The organism is Streptomyces sp. NPDC005141 (assembly GCF_053599975.1).
Genome location: NZ_JBSFYW010000049.1, coordinates 53,228 through 63,922, shown reverse-complemented (window position 1 = coordinate 63,922; position 10,695 = coordinate 53,228). Strand labels below are relative to the sequence as shown.

Annotated in this window: 13 protein-coding genes; 2 read left to right on the top strand and 11 right to left on the bottom strand. The window is 69.9% G+C overall.

The annotated features are described in order from the left end of the window. The 3 genes from ACWD68_RS30720 to ACWD68_RS30710 all read right to left on the bottom strand — a co-directional run. On the bottom strand, window positions 1-200 hold a 200-nt coding region (locus tag ACWD68_RS30720), incomplete at its 3' end, for a DUF2637 domain-containing protein (protein ID WP_451809721.1). Between the two features lie 92 nt (window positions 201-292). Then, window positions 293-3,601 carry a LysM peptidoglycan-binding domain-containing protein gene (locus ACWD68_RS30715; protein WP_451809719.1) on the bottom strand — a complete coding sequence of 1,103 codons (3,309 nt, stop codon included), beginning with the start codon at window positions 3,599-3,601 and terminating at the stop codon, window positions 293-295. Continuing rightward, complete coding sequence (locus tag ACWD68_RS30710) at window positions 3,601-4,044, bottom strand: pilus assembly protein TadG-related protein (protein WP_451809718.1); 444 nt, start codon at window positions 4,042-4,044, stop codon at window positions 3,601-3,603. Before ACWD68_RS30710 ends, ACWD68_RS30715 begins: the two co-directional genes overlap by 1 nt. A gap of 107 nt (window positions 4,045-4,151) precedes the next feature. Between ACWD68_RS30710 and ACWD68_RS30705 the strand changes: the two genes are divergently transcribed. Both ACWD68_RS30705 and ACWD68_RS30700 read left to right on the top strand, forming a co-directional pair. Then, a complete protein-coding gene (locus ACWD68_RS30705; protein WP_451809717.1) occupies window positions 4,152-4,274 on the top strand; it encodes a hypothetical protein in 123 nt (40 codons plus the stop codon). A gap of 27 nt (window positions 4,275-4,301) precedes the next feature. Beyond that, a complete protein-coding gene (locus ACWD68_RS30700) occupies window positions 4,302-4,637 on the top strand; it encodes a hypothetical protein (RefSeq protein WP_451809716.1) in 336 nt (111 codons plus the stop codon). Window positions 4,638-4,657: 20 nt separating this feature from the next. On the opposite strand, the gene ACWD68_RS30695 is transcribed toward ACWD68_RS30700, so the two are convergent. The 8 genes from ACWD68_RS30695 to ACWD68_RS30660 are packed head-to-tail and all read right to left on the bottom strand — an operon-like array spanning window position 4,658 to window position 10,674. Next, the gene (locus ACWD68_RS30695; protein ID WP_451809715.1) at window positions 4,658-5,161 is read right to left on the bottom strand and encodes a TadE/TadG family type IV pilus assembly protein; all 504 of its coding nucleotides are present in this window, start codon (window positions 5,159-5,161) and stop codon (window positions 4,658-4,660) included. A 5-nt stretch (window positions 5,162-5,166) separates the two neighbouring features. After that, window positions 5,167-5,592 (bottom strand): TadE family protein, encoded by a 426-nt coding sequence (locus ACWD68_RS30690; protein ID WP_451809714.1) that lies wholly within the window; start codon window positions 5,590-5,592, stop codon window positions 5,167-5,169. Then, on the bottom strand, window positions 5,592-5,807 hold the full coding sequence (locus ACWD68_RS30685; RefSeq protein ID WP_451809713.1) for a hypothetical protein: 216 nt from the start codon (window positions 5,805-5,807) through the stop codon (window positions 5,592-5,594). The genes ACWD68_RS30690 and ACWD68_RS30685 overlap by 1 nt, the downstream gene beginning before the upstream one ends. Window positions 5,808-5,855: 48 nt before the next feature. Beyond that, on the bottom strand, window positions 5,856-6,740 hold the full coding sequence (locus ACWD68_RS30680) for a type II secretion system F family protein (RefSeq protein WP_451809712.1): 885 nt from the start codon (window positions 6,738-6,740) through the stop codon (window positions 5,856-5,858). Next, the gene (locus ACWD68_RS30675; protein ID WP_451809711.1) at window positions 6,737-7,687 is read right to left on the bottom strand and encodes a type II secretion system F family protein; all 951 of its coding nucleotides are present in this window, start codon (window positions 7,685-7,687) and stop codon (window positions 6,737-6,739) included. The genes ACWD68_RS30680 and ACWD68_RS30675 overlap by 4 nt, the downstream gene beginning before the upstream one ends. Beyond that, entirely contained in the window at window positions 7,684-9,159 is a 1,476-nt protein-coding gene (locus ACWD68_RS30670) for a CpaF family protein (protein WP_451809710.1), read from the bottom strand. The genes ACWD68_RS30675 and ACWD68_RS30670 overlap by 4 nt, the downstream gene beginning before the upstream one ends. Then, window positions 9,149-9,970, bottom strand: coding sequence for a hypothetical protein (locus tag ACWD68_RS30665; protein WP_451809709.1), 822 nt, complete (start codon window positions 9,968-9,970; stop codon window positions 9,149-9,151). Before ACWD68_RS30665 ends, ACWD68_RS30670 begins: the two co-directional genes overlap by 11 nt. Further along, window positions 9,970-10,674, bottom strand: a complete 705-nt coding sequence (locus tag ACWD68_RS30660) for an SAF domain-containing protein (RefSeq protein WP_451809708.1) — start codon at window positions 10,672-10,674, stop codon at window positions 9,970-9,972. Before ACWD68_RS30660 ends, ACWD68_RS30665 begins: the two co-directional genes overlap by 1 nt. Window positions 10,675-10,695: the final 21 nt, after the last annotated feature.

Sequence of the window (10,695 nt, the reverse complement as noted above, 5' to 3'; positions counted from 1 at the left end):
CCGATCGGGAAGACGTACGAGAAGTTCCCGAACCCCTTCTGGATCGCCAGCTCACGGACCGCCGCGTACGAACCGGCGAAGCCGATCCCGGCGATTGAGACCGCACCGGCGACGACGACACCGATGAGGATCTTGTGCGTTCGGCCCAGCCGTACGGCTGTTCTGCCTTCTGGTGTCACGCGCTGCTGGCCCTTCTGCATGGCTGTTCCTTGTCCGTGCTGGGCAGTGCCGTGGGCCGGGGTGGGTGTCTGGTCCTCGGTCTGGCCTTGGTGGCCGATCCGCTGAGAGGTGATCATGAGGTGGGGGCCTTGCGGCTGGTGGCAAGGAGCTCCTGGATGAGCTGTTCGGTTTCCAATTCGAGGTCGCAGTCGAGGGCTTGCGTGACCTGTTGGATGCGGGTGATCGCGGTGTGCAGGCCGGGCCGGTTCCCGGCCGTCCACTCCGCGATCAGCCAGTCCCGATAGAGCAGCTCCGCTGTCTCGTCGACGTCAAGGCCGGTCACGATGGCTTTGCGTGCGGCGCCAAGATCGTGGTGAAGGCCTCTCTGGGTGCGGTGGGTGGCGACCGTGTGGGCGACGTCGATGATCCGAGTGGTCATCTCCTGCTGATGCGGCTCGGCCCACGCCGGAGCCCGAGTACCGAAGGGGCGACCTCGCACGAGGGACAGAGCTTCCTCCAGGTCCGCCAGCCCTGCCGGCCCCTGGGGGAGTGCGCGTTCGGCGAGTTGGACGAAGTGTGTCCAGTCGCAGCGCACGCCGTCGGCGAGAGTGTAGGGGTCGTCTGCGGTGCGGCGGCGCGGCACGTACGCTTCGCCGTTTGGATCGTTGCCCAATGCTCGGCGCAGGCCCTGGAGTCGGGCGTTGAGGGTGGAGGTCGACCAGGGGCTGATGGGGTCCATGCCGGCGCACAGGACGTCGGCAGTGCGGTTGGGGCGGAAGTAGAGGAGTGCGGCGAGCTGAGCGGTGCGCGGTCCGTGACCGGTGCGGACGAGACCGTCCACGTCCACCGGCCCCAACACCCGGATCTGGGGCCCGCCGCTGTCCTGCGCGAGGGCCGCGTCGCCGGTGCCCCCATCAGCGGAGGCCTGGGCCTGCGTTCGTTCCGTCGCGCTGGTGCCTGCCTCGTCTGTGCTCGCCTCTTCGGCCGAATGCAGGGGCTCGCTGCCGCCAGTGGTGGCAGGCGATGCGTGCTGCAGGGACAGTCCGGCGGGATCGGCTGAAGCCATCAACAGGGCAGGGAACACAGCATCGTTGGCGTCCCAGGTGGCTGCTACTGAGCCGTTCCGGGCCGGCGAGGGGATCGTGCCGTTGTCGCCGGACGGTTCCTGCTGCAGGCTCGGCTCGGCCGACCCCGTGACGCTGGGTTCGCCCGGAACGTGCTGCCAGACTCCCTCCGCTTCATGCGCCGACTGCCCGGAGACAGCCAGTGCCGTGACAATCTGCTGGTAGGCAGCGTGTTCCAGGCGCTGCACGATGATGTCGATGCCCAGCGGGTCGAAGCGCTGCGATGTCGGCGCGGAGACGGCGAGGATGTCCGCCTCGGGGAAGTGACCGGCAGTGGTGCCGGTCGGGGCGATCAGCGTGACCGGAATCTGCGGGGCCCTTCCGAGGACGTCGGCGAACTGCCAGGCCGTGTCGTCGTCCAGCGCCGTCGAGCACAGCACCACGTAGGGGTGGTCGGCGGTCTCGGGCATCTGGTGGACCTCCAGCAGCCGCTCGGTCAGATCGCGCAACGCGTGCGCGGGCTGGCGCATGTGCGCGATCCGGGAATTCGGCATCAGATGTGGGAGGTCCTCGCCGAACCCGACAGCGACGACCTCGACATCCCGGGCCCACGGGCTCATGCCCAACTCCAGCGCCAGCGACGTGCACACCTCGCTGATATGCACAGGATTGCCGTCCAGCAACACGACGGGCAGCCGGGCGAGATCGGCCAGGACGAGATCACCAGACTTCGTGCTGCCCACCGTGACCAAGGCCGGACACGGCGCCGCAATCGTGCGGGCCTTCTCCTCGTCCAAGAGCTCGGCGCCGGCCTCGAGCTGCCACCAGCCCGCTGCACCCGCCACGAACGGCGACTGCGGTGCGGACGCGAGGTCATCAGGCAGCACATGGACGGTGCGGGCATCCAGGCGCGCAGCCCGCAGGACAGGCACCTCCCGTCCGTCCCGCTCAGCGGCGTGGACCATCGTGCGCAGCACCACGTCCACACGGGCCACACCGGAGAGTTCGGCGGCCGCCGCGAGCTGCGCCTCGGCGGGCGCAGTCTGTGCTGTGATGGCGATCGTCTCGCCCGGCGCGCGGCGCCGTCGCTGCAGCGTCCTGCGCAGCGCGAGGGCCGCAGTCACGGCGGCCGCCAACAGCGCGCCCGCACCCACAACGGTGCGCAGATTCAGCAGGCCGCCGGCCGGGGCAGGCTCGGCGCCCGCAGGAGAAGCCGTGGCGGGCTGCGATGTGGGGGCAGCGGGCTCCGCCGACTCGTGCGGGACTGCGCCGGCCGACGGTGTGCTCGAGGCTGACGCCCTGGGCGCGCCGCTCTGGCTCGGCGTCGCAGCCGGCACGTCCTCCTGCTCGCCGGCGCCCTCGGAGGGCTTCTGGTCGGGCGGAGGATGTGACGCCGAGGGCGGCTCACTGCCGGCGCCGTCACTGCCCGGATCGTTCGTGTCCGGGCTGTCCGGGTCGGGGCGGGCGCCCGGCACAGTGACGTGCTGGCCCGCGTAGATCATGTCGGGGTCGGTGATGGCCGGCAGCCCGTTCGGCTGCCGGTGGCCCTTGCTGGCCTCGAACAGGGCGGGCCACGCTCCGCCGTCGCCGACCTCGTTCTCGGCAATCTTCGACAGGGAGTCACCGGCATGGACCGTGACGACGTGCTCGCCCCTCTGGGCGGCCACCGACGCGCGCCCCTCGGTCTGCATCCGCAACCCCTGGGACCTCGGCCTTTCGGGCATGGCCAGCTTCCAGCCCGGCTGCAGGAAGCTGTTGGACCGGAAGACATGCCCGTCGGCCATGACATGTCCCTCGTTGAGGCCGGCGATCTCCCGCCATCGTTCCCCGTCGCCCAACTCCCGCTCAGCGATGCTCCACAGGCTTTCAGCAGGCCGCATCTCGCGCACCGTGTACGACGGGCTCGATGCCGGTACAGCAGAGGACACTTGGACAACCCGGGAAGGCTGTGAGGTCTGAGGAACCTGGCCAGGGATGTGCGTGGCCGTGGCGATTGTCGCGGCCTGCGCATCGGAGGCCAGGGCCGAACCCGTGGGCAGCAGGACCAGAATGCTGCCGACCAGAAGAGCAGCGGCGCGCTGCGAGGCGCCCAGCCCGCGCGGGGCATGCCACCGTCGGCCGCGCAGTTGCGCGACCAGCTCCCGCAGCGCGCAGAACGTGAACTGGGCCCACCCGATCCAGCCGACCGCGACCAGCACGAGCAGGAACACAGCCCCGGTGTCCTGCCGGTCCAGCAGGTGCGCCAGGTCGTCGTGGCTGGACGCCCAGATCACCGGGGTGGCCCAGACCAGCAGCAGCGGCAGCCCGCCGACGGCGGCCGCCAGGACGAGCAGGCTCACGACAGCCTTGAACAGCCGGCCAAGGGTGCGGTTGCGCATCAGGTTCCTTCGGGTGCTGTGACGCCGTGCAGGAGGGTGGCGGTGGCGTGGCCGGTCACCGGCAGCGAGCCGATCCCGACAGCTGACAGGAAGGCCGTGTCGCTGGAGCCGTTCACGGTGACAGTGACGCTCTTGCCGTCACCGGACACGCTGACCGTGCCCGTGGCCCCGACGGAGGCCAGGTAGGCCTGCGCGGCGGCCATCGCGTCCTGAGGGTCGACGACGATCGCCCTGCCCGTGACCGCCTGGGCGGGATCGATGGCCTGTCCGCCCGCCCGGGCAGCCTCGCCCGCCACGTAGTCGGCGCGTTCGGTGGCGGCCATCTTCGCCCCGCCATCGACAGCCACGCCGATGATGCCGATCAGCGCGAGGACGCACACGGCGACGAACACCGTGACCCCGCCCCGGTCGGCAGGGGCCCCTGCCCCATACCGGAAGATCATCAGGCCCCCTCGGAAAGGCCGTAGGTTCGGCAGCGGCCGCCCCTGCAGGATCGCGTTCTGGCGTCAGCTGCCGCTCGATCCGCGAAGACCGCATCCTCGCCAAAGCCGTGGCCAGCAGCGGTGATGCCAAGCGCCTGTACGCCGTGTTCGGCCTGTCCATCAAGCTCACACACCGCTACACCAACGTCGGCGACCACCCCGGTTTCACCGACGGAACCCCGTCGACGTGACCCAGCACCATCACGGACAATGACGCCATGACACGCTGGTTCCGCAGCTACTGGGCCGAGGAAGACATCTGGTTCTACTTCGAGGTCGACCCCGATGGCTGGGTCACCCGCCAGGTTGAACTCGAAGGACCACTTGAGAAGCCCGTTGCCGCAGCGTCGTCGGCCGAATGGGAAGCCGCCCAGCAGGCCGGAACTCTCCGAGACTACGAAGCGACGTTCGGCTTCACCGCGGAGATGCCCGTCCACGAGTGGAACACCTACGAGCCGCAAGACCTCACCGCCGGAGCATTTGAGACCGTCTGGCTCACAGCACGAGCAAGCTGCCAAGCAAGAGCTCGAGCGCGCTCGACGCACGGAGCGTGAACCCAAGCATCCGCGCGCGCTCACAGGCCGGCACCCGCACTTTGGCTCGTACTCCACGGCACTTCAGAATTCGCGAACTCAGCTCTTTGTCTGTGCAGATCCACTACGGACGTTGCCGTAGCAGTGAGAGTCCGGGCCCCGGGAGCGCCCGGTAGCAGAAGATCGGACAGCGCCACGGTGCAGGTCACCGTCACGGTGACGGTTCCGACCTGGCCGACCGGCACGCTCAGACCACCGGTGTTGATGTACACACTCGTTGACGCACAGCTGATGCCCTGGCCGGTGAGGGACTCGGTTGCCGCGGCCCGCGCTGCGCTTTGTGCGGCGGCCGCGGTGCGGTGGATGGATGCCTCTCGTGCGGCGTCCTCGGCTGCTGCGTCGATCTTCGCCTGAGAGGTGACGAGGCGTCCGCCGGCGATGGCCAGACACAGGAACATGATCAGAGACGGGAGGATGATGGCCGCCTCGATCGCGACACTGCCGTCATCGCTGCGGCGCCTGCCGGGCCACCGTACCTTCCGCATGCTGCTCACTCCCCTGGGACCGTCCAGCGTTCCACCGCTCCGGACGCGGACTGGGTGACCTGCAGCCCGGCGACGCCAGGGATCATCGACATCGCGGTTCCGGAGACCTGCACCCGCACCCGTTGTCCGTTGCTGCCGGCGGTGACGGTGTAGCCGCGCAGGCTGTCACCCGCTGTGCGGGTCAGGACGTCCTGTGCGCGGGCGGCTCCGTCGCCGGGGCCGGCCTGGTAGGCGCGGGCGGCGCCGGCGCCCTCTCGAGCGGCGGTCAGGGCGATCTGCCGGGCGTAGTACCACATGGACGTCTGGATGACGGCGATGGTGGCGAGCAGTACGAACGGGAAGACGATCGCCATCTGGATGGAGGCGTCGCCGCGGTCGTCGCTCCAGCGTCGTCCCTGCCACCAGACCTTCAGGCTCTTGGGACGGGGCATCACAGGCCGGCGAGTTTGCCGTTGTACTTGGCGATCACGACGGCGATGCTTCCGGCGATCAGGACGGCGCCGGTGACCGCGGCGACCCAGATGATGACGGTGGTGGTGCTGATGTCCCCGCGGTCCGGCCGGCGCCTGGCCTCGGCCATCCCGTCCTGCAGGCGGGTGGTCAGCCAGTACACGGCATGGTAGGTGCGGGCTGCGGTGTTCCTCATGATCTCTTGCCCGTCCTCTCTGAAGCGTTGGGGTGGGTCGGTGTGGGTTCACACGGTGAGCATGCGGATGACCGCGGGGAAGGCCATCAGCAGCATCACGAGCACGGCGAGCAGGGCGCCGGGGGCGGTCATCTTTTCGCTGGCGGCGTTCGCTTCTGCGGCTTGATCTGCCAGGAGTTCGGTGTTGAGCGCGGCGGTGCGGGCGCGCAGTGCCTTGTAGACGGCGGCGCCGTCGGTGGCCGAGCCGCGCATGATGTCGGCGACGTCGCCCAGGCCGGGCAGGTCGTACTCGGCGGCGAGCTCCGCGAGCGCCTGATACGGCGGGATCTTCTCCAACCGGGCCCGGCGCAGAGCGCCCTGGAGGAACAGGAAGGGCCAGCCGCGGCCGACCTGGGCGGCCTTCTCCAACGCTTCAGCAGGCCCGGCGTCGGCGGCTCGTTTGAGTGCGACCAGGTCCAGGTAGGCGGACAGGGCGTGTGCGAACTCCTCCCGGGCCCGCTTGGCCTGGTCGCGTACTGCGAGGTCCGGGGTGATGAACAGCAGCCCCGCGACGAGCAGTCCGACGGCGGCGGGCACGTAGAACGGCAGGCCCACTCCGGCGATGATCCACGGGATCGTCGCGATGACCGGGCACAGCAGACCGAGTGCGGCGAGTGCGACCTTCTTGAGCATGAACTGGCCCGGGCCCTGCCCGATGAGCGCCAGGTTGACGGTGGGCACCCGTACGCCCGGCAGGCGCTCCATGCGGGCCAGCAGCCATCGCCCCCAGATTTCCTCGCGGTCCAGGTCCGGCTCGGGCATGGTCAAGGTGGCCGGGGCGCTGCGCACGAGCGCGGCCGCCAAGGCAGGCTGGGGGCGCAGCAGTTCGCGTACCAGCAGAGCCACGCCGGCGCCGACCGTGCCGCCGGACGCCACGACGGGAAGCAGGTTCATGGCGTGGCTCCTTCGGGCAGCCGGCCGGGCCCTACCTGGTCTGGTTCCGCTGCGGGGGCGGGCAGCCGGACGGTGCTGGCCGGGTCGGTGACCAGGAAGCGTGGGATGCGGCGGAAGTCGCCCAGCTGCCGCATCAGCGCGAGAACCCCGACGAATCCGGCCGTGAGGAACGAGAGGACCAGCTGCCCGAGCAGAGTGGAGTACGGCCTGGTGTAGGACGGCACGAAGAACCCGGCCACCACCACACCCACGGTGATGATCGTCATCCACCGCACCGTGGTCCGCGGCTTGGCCCGGTCCGCTTCGATGGCGCGCTTCTTCGCGACCTCCTCACGGACGGTGCCGGCCAGGTCCTCCAGCGCCTGCGCCAGGCCCGGGCCACGGTCGCCCGCCGACAGAATGAGCGCGGCAACCACCTTGTCCGCGGTGACGTCGTCGAGCTCTTCGGCGAACGCGCGGAGCGCCTCCTGAGGCCGCCAGCCCAGCCGCAGCCGGTCGGACAGGGTGGTGATCTGCCCGGTGAGTTCCTCCGGTGCTCCTCGACGGCTGGTGATCATTGCCTGTTCCAGGCCCATGCCCAGCCGGAGCAAGCCGGCCAGCCGCTGGGTCCACTCGGACAGGGCCTCCAGCTGGCCGATACGTTCCTTCGCGATCTGCGCCGGGCTGATCAGCCAGGGCACGCCGAGCACGGCCGCGCCGAGTAGTGCGCCGCCCACGAAGTTTCCTGAGACGAGCCACACCACGACCACCGCCACGACCGCCGCAGCCGCCAGCGTCCGCCGACGCAACCGGACGTCCTCGCCCGGAGCGGCACCGTTGCGTCTGGCCTGCCACCGCCGGCGCAGCGGAGCGCGGCGTGGAGCGGTCGTGCCCGCCACGCCGGCCACGACGCCGATCAGCCCGGCGACCAGAGTCATGCCACTGAGGAGTGCCCACAACAAGATCACTGGTGTACCCCTACCTTCAACGGCAGCGGCGCAGACCAAGCGCCGTAGGACTGCTGGAGCAGAGTGGAGTCGAAGCCGACGCGGCGCAGGTCGTCGACGCAGCCCGGGTCCATCCGAGGAACGGCCCGCAGTTCCCCGAACTCGGTGCCGGGGGAGAAGATCTCGTTGGTGGCCGGGCGGCCGTTCTCGCCGATCCCGGTCAGCTCCAGGACGTGGGAGACATACCGGTGACGGCGCCCGCCGATCTGCGTCTCGTCCGTCATGTCGACGTACACGATGAAGTCCAGGCCGTTCGCTGTCTGCCGGTAGGCGAGAGCCTCGGACAGGTTCTCCTGGGCCAGCGCGTACAGTTCGGCGATCCGGTCGAAGACGATGTCGGGTCGTCTGGCGTGGATGGTGCACAGGTTGCCGCCCGACCCGTTCGTCAGCGCCTGCATCATCGCGACGACCTCGGGGCCGCGGACCTCGCCGACCACGATCCGCTCCAGCGACATCCGCAAAGCCGGGTGCATCAGGTCCAGCAGTGTCACCTCACCGGCGCTGCGGCCCGTGACGTCCTTCTCCCCGTTGGACTCACGCCCGACCAGGGAGACGACTTGGCGGTGATAGCCGTTGGCGTGGGCGAACAGCTCGTCCTCGGTCTGGATGGTCGCGAACCGCGTCTCGGCGTCGAACTCGCGGAGCATCGCCCGCAGCAGCGTGGTTTTCCCTGCCTTCTGCTTGCCCGCGATCATGATGTTCTTCTCCGCCCGTACGCAGGCCCCGAGGAATTCCCGCAGCACCGGGTCGATCGTGCCGAGGCGGACCAGATGGTCCAGGTCTGCTTGGGAGACCCGGTGACGGCGGATGACCGCGTACGTCATCGGCCCCAGCCCCGTAATCGCCTGAAGGCGGGACCCGTCCTGCAGAGACAGTGCCAGTGTCGGGTTCGCGGTGGAGATGGTGCGTTCGCTGTGCCCCGAGCCCCGGGCTAACTCCCGCAGCAGTTCCAGGAGTTCTTCCTCTGAGTCGGCGATCGGCCCGACCATGCGCCGCTCACCGTCGCCGTAGTCGAGCCACACCTCGCCCGGGCCCTGGATGATGATGTCCTCGACCCGGTCGTCGTCCAGGTACGGCTGAAGCCTTCCCGCGCGGAAAAGCAGGTCATAGACGGCGCGCCGCAACGCTTCGTCCTGCTGCGGTGTCATCGCCTGCGCGTCCGACCACAGCGCGACCGCCTCGTTGATCCAGTCCAGGCAGCGCTGCTCCTCGCTGGCGCGGTCCATGTCCGCCGTGGTCTTCAGCAGTTCCTCGCGCTGCTTGGCCACTTGGGCGGCGATGTGCCGGGCAACCTGGTAGTCGACCGTGACCTGAGGTGCGACATTTCCGAGTGCGTGAGGGCTGGAGGCGCCACCGGCACGTGTCGCCTTGGCCGGGCGGGGGCCGGGGGGCGGGGCCACGGTCGGGTCGTCGTGCAAGGGCCTACCGCGCACCGGGCACCCCCGTCGCGAACGCGGCGCGCGGATCGAGGCGGGAACGCCTGACGGCCGCCCGCTGCACCAGCAGGGTGCCGGCGGTCCGTGCCGCTTTCATGAGCTTCGACTTGGTGAAATGCCGGGGCTGCTCGTCACCGTCGGAGAGCACCCTGGCGTCTTTCGGCGCGAACGGGAGGGTCGCCACTACCGGTGCCTGGAGCACGCGCTGTACCTCGCCTGCGGGGTAGGGGCCTTCGTCGACGACCAGCAGGCCGATGTCGCCGACCCGTTCTTCCAGCTGGCGTACCCGGCTCTGTCCGGCCTGCAGGCAGCGCAAGGTGTTGCGGACCACGACGATCACGGCGTCGGCCTCGTCGGCCAGGACAGCGGAGGGGCCGAACGCTCCGCGGCGGCCGAGATCGAGCAGGACATCGTGACCGTGGTCGGCCTCGATGCCGCGGAACATCTGGGCCAGGCCTTTCCACACCGAACCGAGGCTCGCGGCCTGCACCGGATCCGTAATGCCCGGCAGGAGCAGCCGGTCAGCTGGCGAGTCGGTTGCGCTGTCCTCGCCGTTCAGGTCGATCAGCTGGCGCCAGAACGCCTCACCGAACTCGCCCTTGCGAGCAGCCACCGAAAGGTTGGGCAGCCCGTACCGGTCACCGAGCGTGCCTTGCAGCAGCCCGTGCAGCACGGCCCCGCCGTCCGGGTCGCACTCGGCGAGAATCATCCGCCGACCCGGCTCCAGCGGCCAGGCCAGCAGCAGAGCGAGCGCGCTCGTGGTCACACCTGGCGCGCCGCTGCACCCGGCGAGTGCGATCACTGCCATCAGAGGCCGTCCGGGGCGGCGAGGACCAGGCGCAGAGTGCCGGCCGACACCCACTCCGCGACGGTCGGCCCGTCATCGGCCGATGTGGCGACGTCGACGACCACGATCCCGGTACCCGGAGCGGCCTGCGACGCCTTCACGACCCGCCCAGGAAGCGTCTGCGGCGGGCTGCCGGACGTCTTGTCTGTCTCAGCCTGACCCTGCGCGGGCACATGGACCAGCTGGACCTTCTGGCCCGGCACCAGCACCGTCGCGGGGATCTGCTCCGGCTTGAGCCCGATCGGCACCAGCTGCTCACCTGGCTTCACGAGACTGTCCTTGGTCACCTGTGACGGAGCAAGGAGCGAGCCGGGCCTGAGCTCCACGGCCGCCCGCTTGCCCACCACCTGGGCCAGGTCGTCCGCGTGGACCGCCTTGACCGCCGGGTCCAGGGCGATGGACGCCCTGCCCAGGTCCTGTTCGGTGAGGATCTGGCCGACCTGTACGTCCTGGACCACGGTGACGACCTCGGTGCGGTCTCCGACCTGGAGCAGGAGGACCGCGACACCAGCACCGCCAGCTGCGATCAGCCCCAGCGACAGGGCAATCACGCCCGGACGTCGGCGGCGGGCCGACACCCGGGGCGGACTGACCGGGCTGGCCACTCCGGTCGGCTGGGGCAGCCCGCGCTCGGCCACCGCTGTTGATTGCTTGGTCTTGCTCAACGTCGTAATCCTTCCGGCGGC

Coding starts and splice junctions, on each gene's coding strand:
- ACWD68_RS30700 (WP_451809716.1), top strand. CDS start 4,302: ATGACACGCTGGTTCCGCAGCTACTGGGCCGAGGAAGACATCTGGTTC.
- ACWD68_RS30685 (WP_451809713.1), bottom strand. CDS start 5,807: ATGAGGAACACCGCAGCCCGCACCTACCATGCCGTGTACTGGCTGACC.
- ACWD68_RS30695 (WP_451809715.1), bottom strand. CDS start 5,161: ATGCGGAAGGTACGGTGGCCCGGCAGGCGCCGCAGCGATGACGGCAGT.
- ACWD68_RS30715 (WP_451809719.1), bottom strand. CDS start 3,601: ATGCGCAACCGCACCCTTGGCCGGCTGTTCAAGGCTGTCGTGAGCCTG.
- ACWD68_RS30710 (WP_451809718.1), bottom strand. CDS start 4,044: ATGATCTTCCGGTATGGGGCAGGGGCCCCTGCCGACCGGGGCGGGGTC.
- ACWD68_RS30665 (WP_451809709.1), bottom strand. CDS start 9,970: ATGGCAGTGATCGCACTCGCCGGGTGCAGCGGCGCGCCAGGTGTGACC.
- ACWD68_RS30690 (WP_451809714.1), bottom strand. CDS start 5,592: ATGCCCCGTCCCAAGAGCCTGAAGGTCTGGTGGCAGGGACGACGCTGG.
- ACWD68_RS30680 (WP_451809712.1), bottom strand. CDS start 6,740: ATGAACCTGCTTCCCGTCGTGGCGTCCGGCGGCACGGTCGGCGCCGGC.